This is a genomic window from Cellulomonas sp. URHB0016 (genome assembly GCF_054057935.1).
In genome coordinates this window covers 1441632-1461075 of sequence record NZ_JBSRZU010000001.1, presented here as the reverse complement: position 1 = coordinate 1461075, position 19444 = coordinate 1441632, and the positions used below count along the sequence as shown (strand labels likewise).

Here is a 19444-nt window from a genome sequence, read left to right as displayed (position 1 = left end):
CGTGACCAGCAGCCGGTCCCGGCGCGTTCAGTTGGCGCGGGCCGCCGGACGGGAGTAGTCCTAGGGGTGGCTCACAACGCACTGCTGCGAGTGGGGGAGACGTGCGACGACGCACCCGAGGACTGGCTCTGCTCGCCGGGTTCGGCCTGGTACTGCCACTGGCGGCCTGCGCCGCCGAGTCCGGACCGCCTGTCCTCACCTGGTACATCAACCCGGACGACGGCGGCCAGGCGACGATCGCCGCCGAGTGCACCGAGTCGGCGGACGGGGCGTACACCCTCGAGACGTCGGTCCTGCCGCGTGACGCCAGCGCGCAGCGCGAGCAGCTCGCCCGCCGCCTCGCGGCCAAGGACTCGTCGATCGACATCATGAGCCTGGACCCGCCGTTCATCCCCGAGCTCGCGGAGCCCGGCTTCCTCGCGCCGATGCCCGAGGGCGTCGCGCAGAAGGTCAGCGAGAACGTCGTGCAGGGCGCCATCTCGGGGGCCACCTGGAACGACGAGCTCGTCACGGTGCCGTTCTGGGCGAACACCCAGCTGCTCTGGTACCGCAAGTCGGTCGCCAAGGCTGCCGGCCTCGACCCCGCGACCACACCGGTGACGTGGGAGCAGATCATGCAGGCGTCCAAGGACCAGGACAAGTACCTGGCCGTGCAGGGGGCGAAGGCCGAGTCGCTCACCGTCTGGGTCAACGCCCTCGTCGCGTCCGCCGGCGGCCAGATCCTCGAGAACCCCGAGGCGAGCGCCGACCAGCTCGAGCTCGGGCTGGAGTCCCCGGCGGGCGAGGCGGCCGCCACCATCATCGGGACGATCGGCAAGGAGAACCTCGCCGGTCCCGCGCTGCCCACCGAGGACGAGGGCGCCTCGCTCACCATCTTCCAGGGGGACAAGGGCTCGTTCATGGTGAACTGGCCGTTCGTCTGGTCCGCGACGAACGCGGGCGTCGAGGACGGGACGCTCGACAAGTCGCTCCTCGACGACATCGGGTGGGCCCTGTACCCGCAGGTCACCGGGAGCATGCCCACCAAGCCGCCGTACGGCGGGATCAACCTCGGCGTCGGGGCGTTCAGCAACCACGTCGACCTCGCGTACGACGCGGCGCAGTGCATCGTCACGCCGGAGCACCAGGCGCAGTACTTCGCGACGAACGGCAACCCGCCGTCGAACACCACCGCGTTCGACGACCCGGCCGTGCAGAAGGCCTTCCCGATGGCCGACGTCATCCGCCAGTCCCTCGAGCAGGCCGCCCCGCGGCCGCAGACGCCGTACTACAACGAGGTGTCCATCGGTCTGCAGGAGACGTGGCACCCGCCGGTGGAGGTCACGCCGGAGAAGACACCCACGGAGTCCACCGACTTCATCACCGCGGTGCTGCGAGGGGAGCAGTTGCTATGACGTCCGCCACCGCCCCGGTCGACGACGCGACACGCGCGCGAGCGGCGACGGCCACCAAGGAGCGCAGCGACCGCACGAAGGCGGAGGCGCGGCTCGGCTGGTACCTCGCCGGACCGGCGTTCGTGGTCATGCTGGCCGTCACGCTGTACCCGATCATCCAGGCGTTCTTCGACTCCCTGTACCAGTACCGGCTGACGGCGCCCGACGACAAGAAGTTCGTCGGGCTCGAGAACTACGCCACGGTGCTCACCGACACGGTGTTCTGGGAGGCGCTCGCCGTCACCCTGGTGATCACCGTGATCACCGTGCTCGTCGAGCTGCTGCTCGGGTTCGGGCTCGCGCTCGTCATGCACCGGGCCATCAAGCAGCTCCGGGGCCTGCTGCGCACCGCGATCCTCGTGCCGTACGGCATCATCACGGTCGTCTCGGCCTTCGCGTGGTTCTACGCGTTCGACATCAACTCCGGGTACATCAACCACTGGTTCGACTGGGTCCCCGGCATCAGCCCCGACCTGAACTGGTTCGCCCACCAGGGGACCAGCCTGTTCGTCATCATCGCGTCCGAGATCTGGAAGACGACGCCGTTCATCTCGCTGCTGCTGCTCGCGGGCCTGGCGCAGGTGCCGACGGAGCTCGAGGAGGCCGCCGAGGTGGACGGGGCCACGTGGTGGCAGCGGCTGCAGCGGGTCGTCCTGCCGAACATGAAGGCCGCGATCATGGTGGCCGTGCTGTTCCGGGCGCTCGACGCGTTCCGGATCTTCGACAACGTGTTCATCATGACCAACGGCGCGAACGGCACCACGGTCCTCTCGCTGCTCGCCTACCGGACGTCCATCGGGCGCCTGGAGATCGGTCTCGGGTCGGCGATCTCCGTGCTGCTCTTCCTCTGCGTGATCCTGATCTGCTGGGTCGCGATCAAGCTGTTCAAGGTCGATCTCGCCGGCGCGAGGGGTGGTAGCTGATGCGCACGATGTCGACCCGCCTGAAGATCGGCTGGGCGCTCATCACGGTCTTCGTGCTCGTGTACGCGTTGTTCCCGGTGGTCTCGATCTTCGCGACGTCGTTCAAGCTGCCGAGCCAGCTGAACCTCGGGCTGTTCTGGCCGAAGACCTGGACGTGGGACAACTACGCGGAGATCCTCACGCCCGAGGGGTCGGCGCAGGAGCTGTTCCTGTCCTCGCTGCGGAACTCGATCGGCATCTCGCTCATCGCCACGTCCATCGCCGTCGTGCTGGCCACCCTCGCGGCGTACGCGATCGCCCGGCTCAACTTCCCCGGCAAGCGCCTGGTCCTGACCACCGCGCTGGGGGTGTCGATCTTCCCGGTGATCTCGCTCGTCACGCCCCTGTTCAACCTGTGGCGCAACATCGGCCTCTACGACACGTGGCTGGGCCTGATCATCCCGTACCTGTCGCTCACGCTGCCGATCTCGATCTGGACCCTCGCCGCGTTCTTCCGGCAGATCCCGTGGGAGCTCGAGCAGGCCGCCCAGGTGGACGGCGCGACCGCGTGGCAGGCCTTCCGCAAGGCGATCGTCCCGCTCGCCGCGCCGGGCGTGTTCACGACCGCCCTGATCGCCTTCTTCATCGCGTGGAACGACTTCGTCTACGGCATCTCCCTGACGTCGACGTCCCGCGCCCGCCCGGTCCCCGCGGCCCTCGCGTTCTTCACCGGCGCCTCGCAGTTCGAGGAGCCCACCGGCTCGATCTCCGCCGCGGCGGTCGTCGTGACCATCCCCGTCGTGATCCTCGTCCTGCTGTTCCAGCGTCAGATCGTCGCCGGCCTCACCCAGGGCGCCGTCAAGGGTTGACCCTGTCAGGAGTGCACTGTCAGGAGCTCACAGTCAGGAGTTCGCATGGCTTCCATCACCCTCACGGACATCGTCAAGCGGTACGGGGACGGCTTCCTCGCCGTGAAAGGCGTGAGCCTCGACATCGCCGACGGCGAGTTCGTGATCCTCGTCGGGCCGTCCGGCTGCGGGAAGTCGACGCTGCTCCGGATGATCGTGGGCCTGGAGGACATCACGTCCGGCGAGCTCACCATCGGCGGCACCCGCGTGAACGACCGGGCGCCCCGCGACCGGCACCTGGCGATGGTGTTCCAGAACTACGCCCTGTACCCGCACCTCACCGTGTTCGAGAACATCGCGTTCCCGCTACGGCTGCAGAAGGGCGTGTTCACCGACCAGGAGATCCGCCAGAAGGTCGAGTTCGCGGCGAAGACCCTCGAGCTGCAGGACCACCTGGACCGCAAGCCCGCCAACCTCTCGGGCGGCCAGCGGCAGCGCGTCGCGATGGGCCGGGCCATCGTCCGGGAGGCCAACGCGTTCCTGTTCGACGAGCCGCTGTCCAACCTCGACGCGAAGCTGCGCGGCCAGATGCGGACCGAGATCGCCCGCATGCAGCGCCGGCTGGGCACCACCACGGTCTACGTCACGCACGACCAGACGGAGGCCATGACGCTCGGGGACCGGGTCGCCGTCCTCCGCAAGGGCGAGCTGCAGCAGGTGTCCAGCCCGCGCGGGCTCTACGACCAGCCCGTCAACCTCTTCGTCGCCGGGTTCATCGGCTCACCGCCCATGAACTTCCTGCCCGGTGAGGTGCGCGACGGCAAGCTGCGCCTCCCGTTCGTCGACGTGCCGCTGTCGCCCGAGCTGTCGGCGCGGCTCGGCGGTCGCGGGCTCGTCATCGTGGGCATCCGGCCCGAGCACTTCGAGGACGCGTCGCTCCTCGACGACGGCAAGCGCGGCGCGGGCGTGACGTTCACGCAGTCGGTCGACGTCACGGAGTGGCTCGGCTCCGAGCTCTACGCCTACATCCCCTTCGAGACGAACCCCGACGTCGCCGGCAAGCTCGAGGAGCTCGACCGCGACCTCGACGGGGAGGGCATGCGGACGCAGCTCGTCGTCGCCCTCGACTCCGAGTCGCTCATCCGCGACGGCGACGAGGCCGAGCTGTGGTTCGACCCGGCGAGGATCCTCGTCTTCGACCCCGAGTCGGGCGAGAACCTCACGTTCGACGAGAAGCTGGCGCGCAAGATCGACGAGGCGAACGAGAAGAACCGCAAGGCGTCGCTGGAGCGGGCCCAGGCCCGGGCGAAGGCGACCGCCTGACGGTCTCGCCGGCGTCCCGGACGGCGTCGCGCCCGCCGTTCGGCCGGCGTCTGGCCGGGCAGCCCGGAGTCCGGCCCCGGGTCGGCCCGGCATCTGGTCCGGGTCCGCCCGGCGTCGGGCCCGTCAGCCCAGCTCGGCCGACGTCGGCGGGTTCGCGCCGGGCCGGGAGACGGTGATCGCCGCGATGCGCACGCACCGGGCGAGCACCTGCTCGACGGTCGCGGCGTCGACGTCGGCGAGCGCCTCTCGACGGTCCCCGCCCAGCAGACCGGCGGACCACAGCCCGTCGATGAGCCCGCCCATGAACGAGTCGCCCGCACCGACGGTGTCCGCCACCTGCACCTGCTGGGCGGCGACGTGCATCCGGGCGCCCGACGACGTGCTGGCGAACGCCCCTTCGCCGCCGTGCGTCACGACGACGAGCGAGGGGCCCGTCCGGCTCCACTCCTCGGCGATCTCCGCCGGCGCGACCCCCGGGTGGAGCCACGCGAGGTCCTCGTCGCTGACCTTGACCACGTCGGACAGGCGCACCAGGGCGTCGACCACCGGCATCGCCTCCGCGGCGGACCCCATGAGGACCGGCCGCAGGTTCGGGTCGTACGTGATCGTCGACGTCGGCCGACGACGCGCGAGGAGCCCGGCCACCGCGGTGCCCCCGGGCTGCAGGACGGCCGCGATCGAGCCGGTGTGCACCACCAGGGGGTCGCCCTCGTCCTCGTCCCACGCGTCCGGCAGGTCCCACTCGAGGTCGAACTCGTAGGTCGCCGTGCCGGCGGCGTCGAGGTGGGCGGTGGCCGTGGGCGTCCGCGCAGCCGACCGGTTGCCCGTCAGCACGTGCACGCCGGACGCACCGAGGTGGCGACGGATCGTGTCGCCCTCGACGTCGTGCCCGAGCCACGTGAGCAGGTCGGCTCGACGGCCGAGCCGCGCCAGACCCAGGGCGACGTTCGCGGGGCTGCCACCGGGATGCTCGCGGCGGGTGCCGTCGGCCCGCTCGACCACGTCGATGAGCGCCTCTCCGACGACCAGTGCGCGTGCGTCCGTGCTCATCGCTCGTCCCCCTCGTCGTGCGTGTCGGCCTTCGTGCCCACGTCCCGGACCGGCTCGCGGACGGCGGCGAGCCGCTCCCGCGCACCGTCGAGCCACTCCTGGCAGCGCCCCGCGAGCGCCTCGCCGCGCTCCCACAGCGTGAGCGAGTCCTCCAAGGACTCCGCACCCGCCTCCAGGCGGGCCACCACGCTCACGAGCTCGTCCCGCGCCTGCTCGTACGTCAGGTCGCCGACCTCCTGCGGGCCGGGGCCGACGCTGGCGCTGTCGGCAGGAGCAGGGCGAGGGTCGGTCGTGGCGTTCGGCACAGGACCAGTCAACCAGCCAGGGGCGATGTGGTCCTGGGCGCCGGGTCGCCGCGACCGCCGTGCGCCGTCAGCCGGTGGTCGAGGGCGTGGCGCTCACGGTCGCGGCGAGCTCCCCGGCCGCGACCCGGACCCGTAGCCGGTCGCCGGGAACCACGTCCGCGGGGTCGCGGACCACGTGACCGTCGGCGCCCTGGACCACGGCGTAGCCGCGCTCGAGCGTCGCGGCGGGCGACAGCGCCCGGACCTGCGCCCGCAGGCCGGCGATCTCCGCGAACCCGTGCACCAGCCCCGTGTGCAGCGCCCGCCGGGCGGTGTCCCGCAGGGAGTGCACCCCGGCCTCGCGCGTGTCGACGAGCGTCGCCGGCTGGGCGAGCACCGGCCGGCTGCGCCAGTGGTCGAGCCCCGCCTGCTCGCGGACGAGCCGGTGGCTCACCGCCGCCCGGGCGCGGTTGCGCACCTGGACCAGCCTGGCCCGCTCCTCGGAGACGTCGGGCACCACGCGCTTGGCGGCGTCCGTCGGCGTCGAGGCCCGCAGGTCCGCGACGAGGTCGAGCAACGGGGTGTCGAGGTGGTGGCCGATGGCGCTGACCAGGGGCGTGCGGCACGCGGCGGCCGCGCGGACCAGGGCCTCGTTGCTGAACGGCAGCAGGTCCTCGAACGACCCGCCGCCGCGTGCGACCACGATGACCTCGACGCGCGGGTCGGCGTCGAGCTCCGCGATGGCCGCGCGCACCTCGGGCACAGCCCGCGGGCCTTGCACGGTGACCCGGCGGACCTCGAACTGCACGGCCGGCCACCGGGCCCGGGCGTTCGACACGACGTCGTGCTCGGCGTCGCCCTGCTGCGCGCACACGAGTCCCACCACCGCGGGCAGGAACGGCAGCGGGCGCTTGCGGTCAGCGTCGAACAGCCCTTCCGCGCCGAGCACCCCCTTGAGGTGCTCGATCCGGGCGAGCAGCTCACCGAGGCCGACGAGCCGGACGTCGTCGGCCGCGAACGTCAGGTCGCCCTTCTTCGCGTGGAACCGTGGCCGGGCGTGCACCACGAGGTGGGACCCGTCCGCGAGCCGGTCGGCGATGGGGGCGATCGCCCCGGCCGGAGCCGTCACGGACAGGGACATGTCGAGGTCGGAGTCGCGCAGCGTGAGGAAGTACAGCGTGTTCCAGCGCCGGAGGTTGAGCACCTGCCCCTCGACCCACACGGGCGGCATCCGCGAGACGTAGTCCGCGATCTTCGGTGCCAGGTGGCGGACGGGCCACGGCCGGTCCGGCGTGGTGTCGCCCGCCTTGAGCGGGAGCGGGCCGGGCGTCGCTCGCACCGCGCCGTCCGTGTGGTCCGGACGGTCCGGCAAGGGATCGGTGCTCACCGCACCAGCCTGCCCCATCGCACCGACAGGACCTGCACCGCGCCGCCGATCCTCGGACCCGCGGCCATCGGCCCGGTCACCCGCGCACCGCGCCGGGCGTCGAGCCGCCTCGCCGACCGACGAGGGGCGCCCCTGCAGTCGACGTCCGGCCGTCGTCCGGTGGCGCCCGGGTGTGACGGGCGTGCAGGTGACGTGCAGGACCGTGCCACGAGGCTGCCCCTGCCGCGGGCGCCCGTGCGGGCGAACGTAGACTCTGGGCGTGACGTCCACGAACACCGGCGCCTTCCCCGTGCCGACCGACGCAGCCGCGCGGCCCTCCGCCGCGGCGACCGCGCCCGACACCGCCGGCACCGTCAAGCGCGTGCTCCTCGCTGCGCCGCGTGGCTACTGCGCGGGCGTCGACCGCGCGGTGGTGGCCGTCGAGAAGGCGCTCGACCACTACGGGGCACCGGTGTACGTCCGCAAGGAGATCGTCCACAACAAGTACGTCGTGGAGACCCTCGCGAGCCGTGGTGCGGTCTTCGTCGACGACACCGACGAGGTCCCCGAGGGCGCCCGCGTCGTGTTCTCGGCGCACGGCGTCTCGCCCGCGGTCCACGCCGCGGCGGCCGCCCGGTCGCTGCAGACGATCGACGCCACCTGCCCGCTCGTCACCAAGGTGCACAAGGAGGCCGTGCGGTTCGCGTCCGACGACTACGACATCCTGCTGATCGGCCACGAGGGCCACGAGGAGGTCGAGGGCACGCAGGGCGAGGCGCCGGAGCACATCCAGGTGGTGAACTCGCCCGCAGCGGTCGAGCACGTCGAGGTCCGTGACCCCGAGCGCGTCGTGTGGATCTCTCAGACCACGTTGTCGGTCGACGAGACGATGGAGACCGTGCGTCGCCTGCGCGAGAAGTTCCCGCACCTGCAGGACCCGCCGAGCGACGACATCTGCTACGCCACCCAGAACCGCCAGGTGGCGGTGAAGAAGCTGGCCCCGAGCTGCGACGTCGTCATCACGGTCGGCTCGGCGAACTCGTCGAACTCGGTCCGGCTGGTCGAGGTCGCGCTCGAGGCGGGTGCGCGTTCGTCGTACCGGATCGACACCGCGAAGGAGATCCAGCCGGCCTGGCTGGCGGGCGCGACGACCGTCGGGGTCACGTCGGGGGCCTCCGTCCCGGAGATCCTGGTCCGGGACGTGCTCGCCGTCCTCGCCGGCCACGGGTTCGGACAGGTCGAGGAGGTGCGCACCGCGACCGAGGACCTGATGTTCTCCCTGCCGCGCGAGCTCCGGGCCGACCTGAAGGCAGCCGGCACCCCGGCGACCACCCCACGCCGGGACGGCCGACGCTCGCTCGACGTCCAGCCCGCCTGACCGCACCGTCTCGTGCAGTCCGGCGCGGGGCAGGAGGACGTCCCCGGTGCGGTGGTACCCCGTCGGTCTGCTCAGGCGGTCGTCGCAGCGACGCCGCCCTCGTCGTCGGATGCTGCACCGCGCGTGGCGTCCCGCATCGCCCGCTCGTCCCGGTCCGCCCCCTCAGGCCCCAGCGCGAGCCGGTCCAGGGCGACGAACTGCTCGTCGGCCGAGGCGACCAGCTCGGGCGCCGTGACGACGGACAGCTGCGGGTTCACGGGGGCCGGCGTCGAGAGGTCGCCGTCCACCACGTCGAGGGTCGCGAAGCGGCGGGCGCTGACCAGCACGCGCGTCTCGAGCGACGACACGGTCTGGTTGTAGGCGCCCGCCGCGGAGTCGATGGCGCGACCGAGCCGGGCGAGGTGCGCCCCCATGGTCGCGAGCCTCCCGTGCAGCTCCTTGCCGAGCGAGAGGACCGCCTGGGCGTTCTCCGCGAGCGCGTCCTGTCGCCACGCGTAGGCCACCGTGCGGAGCAGGGTCAGCAGCGTCACGGGCGTCGCGATCACGACGTTGCGGTCGAAGGCGTACTCGATCAGTGCCGGGTCCTGGTCGGCGGCGGCGTGCAGGAACGACTCGGCGGGGACGAACATCACGACGAACTCCGGCGCGGGAGCGAACTGGTCCCAGTAGCGCTTCGCCGCGAGGTCGTCGACGTGCTTGCGCACGTGGCGGGCGTGCGCGGCGAGGCGCTCGGCGCGCACCCGCTCGTCGGTCGCCTGGGCCGCGTCGAGGAACCCCAGGAACGCCACCTTCGCGTCGACCACGATCCGCTTGCCGCCCGCCAGCCGCACCACCATGTCAGGGCGCAGCAGCCCGTCGTCCGTGCGGACCTGCTCCTGCTCGACGAAGTCGACGTTGGCCAGCATCCCGGCGGCCTCGACCACCCGGCGCAGCTGCACCTCTCCCCAACGGCCGCGCACCTGCGACGAGCGGAGCGCCGTGACGAGCTGCGAGGTCTCGCCGCGGAGCTGCTCCGAGGCCGCGCGCATCGCCCGCACCTGCTCGCCGAGGGCCGCCTGCCCCTCGACGCGGGCCTTCTCGGCGGTGGAGAGCTCGGCACGGACGTGCTCGAGCGTGCGCGCGAGGGGCTCCACCATCGCGCGCACCGCCTGCTCCCGCTGCGTGAGCTCGCCGACCTGGGTCTGGTGGTCGGCGGCGAACCGCTGGTGGGCGAGGGCAAGGAACTGGTCCGTGCTCGTGGCGAGCGCGTCGGCGGCGAGGGCACGGAACTGCTCGGCGAGGCGTTCGGAGTCCGCGCGCGCAGCGTCGAGCCGGTCCGCAGCGGCCGCCCGCTCCGCGTCGAGCGACGCCCGCGCCCGCGCCGCGTCCACCTCGGCCGTCCGCAGCCGCTCGGCCGACCGGCCCGCGACGTGCGACGAGGCAAGCAGCCACGCGACCACGCCGCCCAGCACGAGGCCGACCACCAGCCCGACGAGCATTCCTGTGTCCATGGCCCGCACCCTCTCAGGAGCCACCCACACGCGTGTGTGCACGCCGCCGCACGGGCCCTGACCGGGCGCCGGGCGCGCCCTATGCTGACCGGATGCCGCCCGAGGACGCCCCCGCCGCCGCGCCCGGCCAGCCCGACCGACACCACGTGGCCGACGTGCCCGCCCGACAGCCACCCGCCCTCGTCCTGCAGGGCCTGTGGCGGCGTTTCGGCGCCAAGGTCGCCGTCGCGGGCATCGACCTGACGGTGCCCGCGGGCTCGTTCTACGGGCTCGTCGGCCCGAACGGCGCGGGCAAGACGACCACGCTGTCGATGGCGACGGGCCTGCTCCAGCCGGACTTCGGCACCGTCCTGGTGCACGGCCGTGACCTGTGGGCCGATCCTGTCGCCGTGAAGGGCACGCTCGGCGTCCTGCCGGACGGCGTGCGGCTGTTCGACAGGCTCACGGGCGCGCAGCTCATCACCTACGCGGGTCTGCTGCACGGGCTCGACCGGGAGACGACGGCGGCCCGCACCACCGACCTCCTGACGGCCCTGGATCTCGCGGCCGACGCGAACACGCTGGTCGTCGACTACTCCGCGGGCATGACGAAGAAGGCCGCCCTGGCCTGCGCCCTCGTGCACGCACCCCGGCTCCTCGTGCTCGACGAGCCGTTCGAGGCGGTCGACCCCGTCTCGGCGGCGAACATCCGGGACATCCTCGCGTCGTACGTGGCGAGCGGTGGCACGGTGATCGTGTCGTCGCACGTGATGGACCTCGTCCAGCGGATGTGCGACCACGTCGCCGTCATCGCCGCCGGACACGTGCTCGCCGCCGGCACGGTCGACGAGGTCCGCGGCGACGCGAGCCTGGAGGACCGGTTCGTCGAGCTCGTGGGTGGACGCGTCGGCGGGGAGGGGCTCGCGTGGTTGCGCACCTCGTCCGACTGAAGCTGACCCTGCTGCGCAACGGGCTGCGCCGCAGCGCGTGGCAGGTCGTCGGCCTCGTGATCGCCGCCCTCTACGGCCTCGGCCTGCTGGTCCTCGCCATCGCCGGGCTGGTCACCGCGAGCGCCACCCGGCCGGACCTGCTGCCGGCGATCACCGTCCTCCTGGGCTCCGCCCTGGTCCTCGCCTGGTGGGTGGTCCCGCTCATCGCCTTCGGGGTCGACGCCACCGTCGACCCGCTGCGCTTCGTCCTCTACCCGATCCCGCGCCGCAGCCTGGTCACCGGGCTGGCGATCGGCGCCATCGTCGGCGTGCCCGGGCTCGTGACCGCGATCGTGGCCGTCGCCATGGCCGGGGTGTGGTGGCGGGAGCCGCTCGCGCTCCTGGTCGGTGTCGTGGGCTCCGCGCTCGGCCTGCTCGCATGTGTGGTCGGCAGCCGGGCGACGACGACCCTGATGTCGTCCCTGCTCGGCCGCCGTCGCTTCCGCGAGGTGCTCGCGGGCGTCGTGATCCTGCCCTTCATCCTCGTGGGGCCGCTGCTCAGCCAGGTGCGGCGGCTCGAGGTCGGCGAGGACACCGTCGACCGCGCGGTGGCCGTCATGGGCTGGACGCCGCTGGGCGCCGGCTGGGCCGCACCGGCGGTCGCGACCGGCGGTGACCTGGTCGGTGCGCTGGCGCGCCTCGCGGTCGCCCTCGCCACCGTGCTGGTGCTCGCGGTGGTGTGGGACCGCGCGCTCGCGCGCACCGCCGTGAGCCCGCCGCACGAGCAGGCCTCGACGAAGATCCGGGGTCTCGGCTGGTTCGGGCGGCTGCCCGCCACGCCGCTGGGTGCGGTGACGGCCCGGTGCCTGACGTACTGGGTGCGAGACCCGCGCTACGCGATGTCGATCGTGTTCGTCCCCGTGTTCCCGGTGATCCTGTGGATCGTCTCGCCGGGCAGCGAGCTCCTGCTGTTCGCCGGCCCGATCACCGGGTTCTTCCTGGGCTGGAGCATCTCGTCCGACGTGTCGTTCGACGGGACGGCGTTCTGGACCCACGTCGCCTCGCCGCTGCGAGGCCGCACCGACCGGCTCGGCCGGGTGCTCGCCGCCGGCGCGCTCGGGCTGCCGGTGTCGCTGGTCTTCGCCGTCGTCCCCGCTGTCGCCACCGGCCATGCCGCCGACCTGCCCGCGATCCTGGGCCTGACGCTCGGCGCGTTCCTCACGTCCCTCGGTGCCGCGAGCGTCGCGTCGGCGCTCGTCGTCATACCCGTGCAGAAGGCGGGCGAGAGCCCCTTCCAGACGCGCCAGGGCTCGTCGACCGCGGCCCTCACGTCGCAGCTCGGCGGGTGGGCGGCCACGTTCGGGCTCACGCTGCCGACGATCGTCCTGGCGGTCGCCGCCGTGCGGCAGGGCTCGGCTCCGCTCGGCTGGCTGACGATCCTCGTCGGGCTGGGCCTCGGGGTGACGTTCCTGGTCCTCGGGGTGCGCATCGGCGGCAAGGCCCTGGAACGCCACCAGACCCGGCTGCTCGCCACGCTGGTGTCCTTCCCGTAGCCGCGGGAGTGCCGGTCCGGGCGGCCCGTAGACTTGCCGCCCGTGGCACTCACCATCGGCATCGTCGGCCTGCCCAACGTCGGCAAGTCCACCCTCTTCAACGCCCTGACCCGCGCGCAGGTCCTCGCGGCGAACTACCCGTTCGCGACGATCGAGCCCAACGTCGGCGTCGTCCCGCTCCCTGACCCGCGCCTGAACGTGCTCGCCGACCTGTTCGGCTCCGAGCGGATCCTGCCCGCGACGGTGTCGTTCGTCGACATCGCAGGGATCGTCAAGGGCGCCAGCGAGGGGGAGGGCCTCGGCAACAAGTTCCTCGCCAACATCCGCGAGGCCGACGCGATCTGCCAGGTCACCCGCGCGTTCGCCGACCCGGACGTGGTGCACGTCTCCGGCGAGGTCAACCCGAAGAGCGACATCGAGATCATCGCCACCGAGCTGATCCTCGCCGACCTGCAGACCCTCGAGAAGGCGGTCCCGCGTCTCGAGAAGGAGGTCAAGGGGAAGAAGGCCGACCCGGCCCTGCTCGCCGCGGCCCAGGGCGCCCAGGCGCTGCTCGAGAAGGGCCAGACCCTCTTCGCCGGCGCGGCCGCAGCGGGTCTCGACGCCGAGTACGTGGACCAGCTCCAGCTCATGACGAGCAAGCCGTTCATCTACGTCTTCAACACCGACGACGCCGGCCTCGCCGACACCGCCATGCAGGACGAGCTCCGTGCCCTCGTGGCCCCGGCCGACGCGATCTTCCTCGACGCCAAGTTCGAGTCCGAGCTCGTCGAGCTCGAGCCCGACGAGGCTCGCGAGATGCTGACGGACAACGGGCAGGACGAGGCAGGCCTCGACCAGCTCGCCCGCGTCGGCTTCCACACCCTCGGCCTGCAGTCGTACCTGACCGCCGGCCCCAAGGAGGCCCGCGCCTGGACGATCCACCGCGGCTGGACCGCCCCCCAGGCTGCCGGCGTGATCCACACGGATTTCCAGAAGGGCTTCATCAAGGCGGAGGTCATCTCGTTCGACGACCTCGTGGCCGCCGGCTCCGTCGCCGCCGCCCGCGCCGCCGGCAAGGCCCGCATCGAGGGCAAGGACTACGTGATGGCGGACGGCGACGTGGTGGAGTTCAGGTTCAACGTCTGATCGTGGATGGGGGCTGAGCAACGCTTTCGTCGTGACGTGCGCGGTCCGGCCCGGTTAGGGTCCGCGCCATGTCGAAGCACAACCGCCGTGAGCTCGAGGCCGCGCTCCAGAAGCGCACCCTCGTGCGGATTCACCGGCGACCCAAGCATTCGTACCGGATCGACGGCTTCGTCGTCGCACTCGGGTCCAAGTGGGTACTCGTCTCGCAGACGATGGATGGCGGGTACTTCAACGGCTACGTGGCTTGCCGGGTGCGCGACGTCAGCAGCGTGGACCGCGACCGTAGCTTCGAGAACAGGTTCTCGGCGACGCGGCCGGAGTGGCCGCCGTCGCCGCCTGGCGTGGTCGACCTGACATCGACCAAACGCATGCTCCGCACGCTGGCAGCGACCGGACCGTTGATCGGTATCGAGAAGGAGAACGAGCGCTCTGCGGTGTGGATCGGTCAGATCGTCGAACTGCGACGGGGGTGGGTGGCGCTGCACGAGGTGCGCCCGGACGCGCGATGGCGCAAGAAGGCGCTCTGGTACCGCCTCCGGGCCGTGACGAGCGCGTCCGTCGGGACTCACTACTTGAGGGGTCTCGCCGCGATCGCCGGCGCCAGAGGGTGACGCCTCGCCACTCGTCGTGTCGAGGAGGTCAGCCATTGTCGGTGACCCCATGCGGTCCAGCTCGCTTCAGACTTCGGCCGGCGGTGGCTCCAGCACGGTGTCATGTCGATCGACACTGCGATGCGGTGGAGTTCCGTTTCAACGTGTGAGCGTGTCCGCCTGAGCCGCGCTGCTCGACCCGACAGAACCGAGCCGGAGGAGTCGGGCGGAGCGCCCCCTGCGCCGATGACAGTGGGAGGCGAAGGGAGCGGCGATGATCGAGATCCTCAACCGGCTCGTCGACGAGATCGAGCAGCGCCTTGGCGACGACCTCGACGTCGATGACCTCGCGGCATCGATGGGAACGACGGGCTATCACGCGCGTCGCATGTTCTCGTCCTTGGCGGGCATGCCGGTGTCCGACTACGTGCGGCGGCGGCGTATGACTGTCGCCGCGGCTGACGTGATCGGGGACGAGGATCTGCTCACGATCGCCGTGCGGTACGGATACGGCTCGACCGAGGCATTCGGGCGAGCATTCCGTGCCGTGCACGGCGCAAGTCATGGCGACGTCCGCCGTGATGGAGGCCCCCTTCGTAGTCAACCGCAGCTCAGGTTCCGCCTGACCGTCGAAGGGACGCACCCTATGGATGCCCGCATCATCGAACGCCCCGCCTTCCGTCTCATCGGCCACGCCGCTCGCGTGCCGCTGGTCTACGAGGGGGTCAACCCACACATTCAGCGGCACGTCGCTTCGCTGCCGGTCTCCGAGCATGAGCGCCTCAAGCAGCTCGGCGGCACCGAGCCGTCGGGGCTGCTGCAGGTCAGTGCTGATGTCGAACCGGACGCGACTGAGGGCAGCGAACTGACATATCTGCACGGCGTGGCAGTTGACGTCGGCGCCCAGACTCCCGATGACCTCGACGTGATCGACGTCGACGCCGGAGCGTGGGTGGTCTTCCGCACTTCCGGTTCGCACCCGGCGGCCCTCCAGGAGGCGTACGCGGCGTCTGCGACAGAGTGGTTCCCCTCCAACCCGTGGCGGCTGCGCCCTGGTCCGTCGATCGTCTCCGTACTCGACCGCGCTCCCGACTTCAGTACCGCGACGTGTGAGCTCTGGTTCCCGGTCGAGCGGGCCTGAGTGAGCGGCCGGACCGGGCTCGGGAGTCCCTGGGCCCGGTCCGCCTCCGTTTCACACGTTGTTCCGGTACGGAACGTGGTGGAGTTCCGCTTCAACGTGTGACGCCGTCGGAGAGCCTGCTCGCCGAGCGGGTGAACCTCCGTCGGGTGTCCCGGTGCGCCCCGGTTTCGGGCAGGTGACTTTCCCTTCGGCGCCACATTGACCCGGCCGCCGTGGCGTCGGCGCCGTACGCTCGCGAACATGACCCAGGCCGAGGATCTCGCAAGCGTGGAACGCCTGTACGCAACGCTCGACACGAGCGCGCTGCTGGCGCTCCTGCCGTTGATCGACACGCTCTCGGAGCGGGTGCGTCAGGAGATCGAGCGCATCGGCGGGCCCATCACGTCGATCTCGGACGCGCAGGAGCACGCCGCCCTGTTCGAGTCGGTCACGGCGGGTCTCACGGGCCTTGCGAACCAGTGGCCGGGCAGCGAGGCCTTCCAGGAGATGCAGGCGCAGGTGGACGCCGACAAGGCGAAGCTCCAGGCCCGAGCCGAGTCGGCCCGTGCCTTCGAGGCCGAGGCCTTGGACAGGACGTTCGTGTACTCGATCAACCTGCACCAGCGCCGGCAGCTCGCCATCTTCGAGCTCGAGCGGCGCGGCGTCCTTCCGGCGTGGTTCAGCGCGTAGGTCGCTGGGACGGTCCCCGCGTCGAGCGTGAGGACGACGCGTGGCCGGCCGGCCCGGTGCCGTGGTCCGGGCCGGCCTGGGCCTGCGTCAGCTGGTGATCGAACGGCGACCGCCGACACGGATCCAGATGAGCAGCACGATGATCGCGCCGATGATCGACCCGAGGAGCCCCGCGGGCTGCAGGAAGCCGTCGTCGGCGTCCTTGTGGAACAGCAGGTAGCCGAGGAACCCGCCGACGAACGAGCCGATGATCCCGATGACGATCGTCATCGGGATGGAGAGGTTCTGCCGGCCGGGGACGAGGAGCCGCGCGAGCAGCCCGGCGACGAGCCCGACGATGATGATGGTGATGATGAGTCCCAGCATGGTGGTGCCTCCCTAGGGGTGGGTGTGTCTTCCGACTCCACCACCCTTAGGGCTGGTGCAGTACACCCCTAAGGGGGTCTAGGTTCGGGTCGTGCCTGCGACCGGACGCCCGATCACCGTTGCCCTCGTCGACGACTACGACGTCGTCGTCATGGGTGTGGCCAACATCCTCGACCAGTACCGGGACCGTGTCGTCGTAGCCGAGATCGACACGAACAGCCCGGTCCAGGACGTCGTCGACGTCGTGCTGTACGACTCGTTCGCGCAGCCGGAGTCCGACCAGCACGAGATCGGTGTGCTGGTGCGCAACCCGTGCGCCCGCCGGGTGGTGGTCTTCACCTGGAACTTCCATCCGGACCTCGTCGCGAGTGCCCGGGCGAAGGGCGTGAGCGGCTACCTGTCCAAGGCGCTGCCGGCGCGCGAGCTGGTCGCCGCGCTCGAGGCCGTCCACGCGGGCGAGGTCGTGGTCAGCGAGGTGCCGGGTCGCGCCCGACCGGCCAACGGCCTGGACTGGCCGGGGCGCGAGGAGGGCCTGACCGACCGCGAGTCGGAGATCCTGGCGCTCATCACGCAGGGTCTGAGCAACGCCGACGTCGCCGCGCACACCTACCTCAGCCCGAACACGGTGAAGTCCTACATCCGGTCCGCGTACGCGAAGATCGGTGTGACGAGCCGGACGCAGGCGGTGCTGTGGGGCGTCGAGCACGGTTTCGTCCCGGACCACCGACGGATCGACCACTGGCGCGGCGGGCCCTGACGACGCCTGCCGTTCAGTGCCGCGGTCGGCGTCGTCTGGCTGCGCGGACCCTGCACGCCCGAGGGGTTGCGTCGCGCGTTGCTGGCTCAGGGCTGAGCTCGAGGACGGGCTACGACCTGGGGGAGGTCGAGTCGTGGTCGAACCGGTCGCGCGGAAGCGGCGACCGCCTCACTTGATCGGGATGGCCGTCACGAAGTTGTTCGTCCCGTCCACGACGACCCGCAGCGAGAACATCTTCTTGTTCCCCTGGATCCCGACCTGCTCCCCGAACGTGTGCTCGTAGACGGAGCCCGCGCTCCCGTTGGCGGACTTGAAGGCCCCGGCGGTCCCGTTCTCGACGGTGGTGTTCACGAGCTCGCGGATCCGCGCCCAGGCCTCCTGCGTGAACTTGGAGGTCCGTGGTTCGGTGCTCCAGGGCGCGTGCCGGGGTGCTGTGTGGTTGATGCCGCTGAGATCGGTCTCGTTCTGCCAGTCGAAGCGCGGGCGGGTTCGTGTCGTCCCGCCCTTCGGTGGCAGCAGCTTCGGTTCGGGCGGCCCTGCGGTGTCCGGCAGGTCACCGTCCGCCGTCGTCTTCGGTGGCGGCGTGTCGTTGTCGGGAGTGCCGCTGCTCCGCCGTGGCGCGCCTGGCTGCGCGAGCTCGGCCTGAGCCTTCCTCGCAGCGCCCAGGACCGTGTTGAAGGCAGCCAGGTAGAGGTTCAGCTTCGCGTCGAGCGCCTTCGCCTGGGCCGCGTCGACCTGCCCCTTCGTCACCATCGCGCTGTCGGCCGACACCTGGGCACCAGCCAGGTCCTGGATCGCGCCGGCCTGCTCGGCGGTGCGGTCGGCGTTCCACGCTGCCGCGCCGAGGCCGGTGCCCACAGCGAGCAACCAGGTGGCGCCACCCATCGTCGCGTACTCGGCGACCATGAACGCGACGAACTCCACCGCCTTGAGCCCGAGCTCCTTCCAGGCCTCTTTGCGCTCGTACGCAGCGACGTCGTTGCGGATGACCCACGAGTGGAACTTGCTGTCCCATCTCGTGGCCCCGGTGGCTCCGTGGTGCTGTTTCAGCGCGGCGTGGACCTCGTGCAGGACGCGGTGGTCGATGTCACCGACGACGATCTTGTCGTAGGACGAGCGGATCTGCTGGAGCGTGAGCATCACCAGCTGGTGGATGTTGAACAGCATCTCCTGGCTGTTGCCCGGGTTGGAGGAGACGAGCACGTCCAGGCCCGACGGGCCCTTGGTGTACGCCGCGTACACAGCGGGGCTCGAGTTCAGCGCGAGCGACTTGGTCGTCTGCACCTGCTGCCAGTAGTCGAAGGTGAAGTCCCAGCTCGACCTGTCGCCGATCGTGAAGTCGTCGACCGGGCGCCTTGCGGGATCGAACGGCTCGAAGCCCTTCCCGACGAGGTTCTTCCGGATGTCGCCTTCCAGGCGCGTGCAGGACCGGACGAGCGTCGCCAGGCTGCGCACGCCCTCCAACGCGGCCAGCTGGGCGGTGTTGAGCGGCAGGCCCGCGGTGAGGTTCTGCACCTCGAAGTGCGGCGTCCACCTCTCGGTGAGACCGAACTTCTCCAGCTCGGCGAGCATCACCTTCTCGTTGGTCCGCAGCTTGCCTGTCGCCCAGCCGGTGGTCTCGTCCTTGAACTGGGCCCGAAGCCTCCTGACCGGTTCGATGTTCTCGAGCTCGGCACCGCGCGCACGGCAGGCGTCCCACGTCGCCAGGCGCGACTCCGCCTTCTCCGGCAGCGGTGAGTACGACGTCCAGATGCGTTCCAGCGCCGACTCGTCACGCGGGCCGAGCCAGGACTGAGTGAGCAGGATCCGGATCAGGTCGTCGCGTTCGGGGTCCGACGCGTCAGCGAAGCTGTCGACGGCCTTGACGTCGGAGACGTCCTTCGATGCCAGCGCGGCATCGATCCGCTCGCGGTTGCTCGTGGCCTTGCCGAAGCCGAGTAGGCGCTGGACGGCGGTGGTGGCTGCCCTGTTCCCGGCCGTCCGCTGCCATGCCAGGACCGCTGCGGTACCGGCCGACGGGCGCGGTCCACTCACCGGTCGACGCGCGTCGGACAGGGGCGGTCTGGCGTCGGAGCCCACTGCCTGCGGGCTCCGACCAGCGGCGTGCATCTGGCCTCCCGTCGACGACGGCAGTCACACCCTAGAGGTCGCGCGTTCCGCGTGGCATGTCGATTGTCACGGGGGTCACGGCCCCGCCGTGCGGCATACCGCACGGACGCCCGGTGCGGTATGCCGTGTCCCGTCGGGACGCGCAGCGG

At 71.3% G+C, this 19444-nt stretch carries 18 protein-coding genes; 12 read left to right on the top strand and 6 right to left on the bottom strand.

Annotated features, from left to right (window positions below):
- The first annotated feature begins 101 nt into the window (after positions 1 to 101).
- Genes ACVW07_RS06895 through ACVW07_RS06880 form a run of 4 tightly spaced genes read left to right on the top strand, consistent with a single transcriptional unit; the run spans position 102 to position 4506 of the window.
- Positions 102 to 1394 (top strand): sugar ABC transporter substrate-binding protein, encoded by a 1293-nt coding sequence (locus ACVW07_RS06895; protein WP_456818511.1) that lies wholly within the window; start codon positions 102 to 104, stop codon positions 1392 to 1394.
- Positions 1391 to 2356: a carbohydrate ABC transporter permease gene (locus ACVW07_RS06890; protein WP_456818510.1), complete on the top strand. Its 966-nt coding sequence runs from the start codon at positions 1391 to 1393 to the stop codon at positions 2354 to 2356. The genes ACVW07_RS06895 and ACVW07_RS06890 overlap by 4 nt, the downstream gene beginning before the upstream one ends.
- Positions 2357 to 2364: 8 nt before the next feature.
- Positions 2365 to 3204 (top strand): carbohydrate ABC transporter permease, encoded by an 840-nt coding sequence (locus ACVW07_RS06885; RefSeq protein WP_456821042.1) that lies wholly within the window; start codon positions 2365 to 2367, stop codon positions 3202 to 3204.
- A 45-nt stretch (positions 3205 to 3249) separates the two neighbouring features.
- A complete protein-coding gene (locus ACVW07_RS06880) occupies positions 3250 to 4506 on the top strand; it encodes an ABC transporter ATP-binding protein (protein ID WP_456818509.1) in 1257 nt (418 codons plus the stop codon).
- A 123-nt stretch (positions 4507 to 4629) separates the two neighbouring features.
- Here ACVW07_RS06880 and ACVW07_RS06875 read toward each other — a convergent pair whose 3' ends face one another.
- The 3 genes from ACVW07_RS06875 to xseA all read right to left on the bottom strand — a co-directional run bounded on the left by ACVW07_RS06875 (position 4630) and on the right by xseA (position 7227).
- Entirely contained in the window at positions 4630 to 5556 is a 927-nt protein-coding gene (locus ACVW07_RS06875) for a carbohydrate kinase family protein (protein WP_456818508.1), read from the bottom strand.
- The gene (locus ACVW07_RS06870; protein WP_456818507.1) at positions 5553 to 5861 is read right to left on the bottom strand and encodes an exodeoxyribonuclease VII small subunit; all 309 of its coding nucleotides are present in this window, start codon (positions 5859 to 5861) and stop codon (positions 5553 to 5555) included. The genes ACVW07_RS06875 and ACVW07_RS06870 overlap by 4 nt, the downstream gene beginning before the upstream one ends.
- Before the next feature lie 67 nt (positions 5862 to 5928).
- Positions 5929 to 7227 (bottom strand): exodeoxyribonuclease VII large subunit, encoded by a 1299-nt coding sequence (xseA, locus tag ACVW07_RS06865; protein WP_456818506.1) that lies wholly within the window; start codon positions 7225 to 7227, stop codon positions 5929 to 5931.
- 259 nt (positions 7228 to 7486) lie between these two features.
- Between xseA and ACVW07_RS06860 the strand changes: the two genes are divergently transcribed.
- The gene (locus tag ACVW07_RS06860; protein WP_456818505.1) at positions 7487 to 8584 is read left to right on the top strand and encodes a 4-hydroxy-3-methylbut-2-enyl diphosphate reductase; all 1098 of its coding nucleotides are present in this window, start codon (positions 7487 to 7489) and stop codon (positions 8582 to 8584) included.
- A gap of 71 nt (positions 8585 to 8655) precedes the next feature.
- Here ACVW07_RS06860 and ACVW07_RS06855 read toward each other — a convergent pair whose 3' ends face one another.
- Positions 8656 to 10074 (bottom strand): DNA recombination protein RmuC, encoded by a 1419-nt coding sequence (locus ACVW07_RS06855; protein WP_456818504.1) that lies wholly within the window; start codon positions 10072 to 10074, stop codon positions 8656 to 8658.
- Between the two features lie 92 nt (positions 10075 to 10166).
- On the opposite strand from ACVW07_RS06855, the gene ACVW07_RS06850 reads away from it, so the two are divergent.
- The 6 genes from ACVW07_RS06850 to ACVW07_RS06825 all read left to right on the top strand — a co-directional run bounded on the left by ACVW07_RS06850 (position 10167) and on the right by ACVW07_RS06825 (position 16063).
- Positions 10167 to 11003: an ABC transporter ATP-binding protein gene (locus ACVW07_RS06850; protein WP_456818503.1), complete on the top strand. Its 837-nt coding sequence runs from the start codon at positions 10167 to 10169 to the stop codon at positions 11001 to 11003.
- A complete protein-coding gene (locus tag ACVW07_RS06845) occupies positions 10979 to 12535 on the top strand; it encodes a hypothetical protein (protein WP_456818502.1) in 1557 nt (518 codons plus the stop codon). The genes ACVW07_RS06850 and ACVW07_RS06845 overlap by 25 nt, the downstream gene beginning before the upstream one ends.
- A 42-nt stretch (positions 12536 to 12577) precedes the next feature.
- On the top strand, positions 12578 to 13663 hold the full coding sequence (gene ychF, locus ACVW07_RS06840) for a redox-regulated ATPase YchF (protein ID WP_456818501.1): 1086 nt from the start codon (positions 12578 to 12580) through the stop codon (positions 13661 to 13663).
- A gap of 68 nt (positions 13664 to 13731) precedes the next feature.
- Positions 13732 to 14274, top strand: coding sequence for a hypothetical protein (locus ACVW07_RS06835; RefSeq protein WP_456818500.1), 543 nt, complete (start codon positions 13732 to 13734; stop codon positions 14272 to 14274).
- A 253-nt stretch (positions 14275 to 14527) separates the two neighbouring features.
- Positions 14528 to 15394 (top strand): GyrI-like domain-containing protein, encoded by an 867-nt coding sequence (locus ACVW07_RS06830; RefSeq protein WP_456818499.1) that lies wholly within the window; start codon positions 14528 to 14530, stop codon positions 15392 to 15394.
- 240 nt (positions 15395 to 15634) lie between these two features.
- Positions 15635 to 16063: a hypothetical protein gene (locus tag ACVW07_RS06825; protein ID WP_456818498.1), complete on the top strand. Its 429-nt coding sequence runs from the start codon at positions 15635 to 15637 to the stop codon at positions 16061 to 16063.
- An 87-nt stretch (positions 16064 to 16150) separates the two neighbouring features.
- On the opposite strand, the gene ACVW07_RS06820 is transcribed toward ACVW07_RS06825, so the two are convergent.
- Complete coding sequence (locus ACVW07_RS06820; RefSeq protein WP_456818497.1) at positions 16151 to 16429, bottom strand: GlsB/YeaQ/YmgE family stress response membrane protein; 279 nt, start codon at positions 16427 to 16429, stop codon at positions 16151 to 16153.
- A 91-nt stretch (positions 16430 to 16520) separates the two neighbouring features.
- On the opposite strand from ACVW07_RS06820, the gene ACVW07_RS06815 reads away from it, so the two are divergent.
- A complete protein-coding gene (locus ACVW07_RS06815; RefSeq protein WP_456818496.1) occupies positions 16521 to 17186 on the top strand; it encodes a response regulator transcription factor in 666 nt (221 codons plus the stop codon).
- A gap of 168 nt (positions 17187 to 17354) precedes the next feature.
- On the opposite strand, the gene ACVW07_RS06810 is transcribed toward ACVW07_RS06815, so the two are convergent.
- Complete coding sequence (locus tag ACVW07_RS06810; protein ID WP_456818495.1) at positions 17355 to 19220, bottom strand: hypothetical protein; 1866 nt, start codon at positions 19218 to 19220, stop codon at positions 17355 to 17357.
- Positions 19221 to 19444 lie beyond the last annotated feature (224 nt).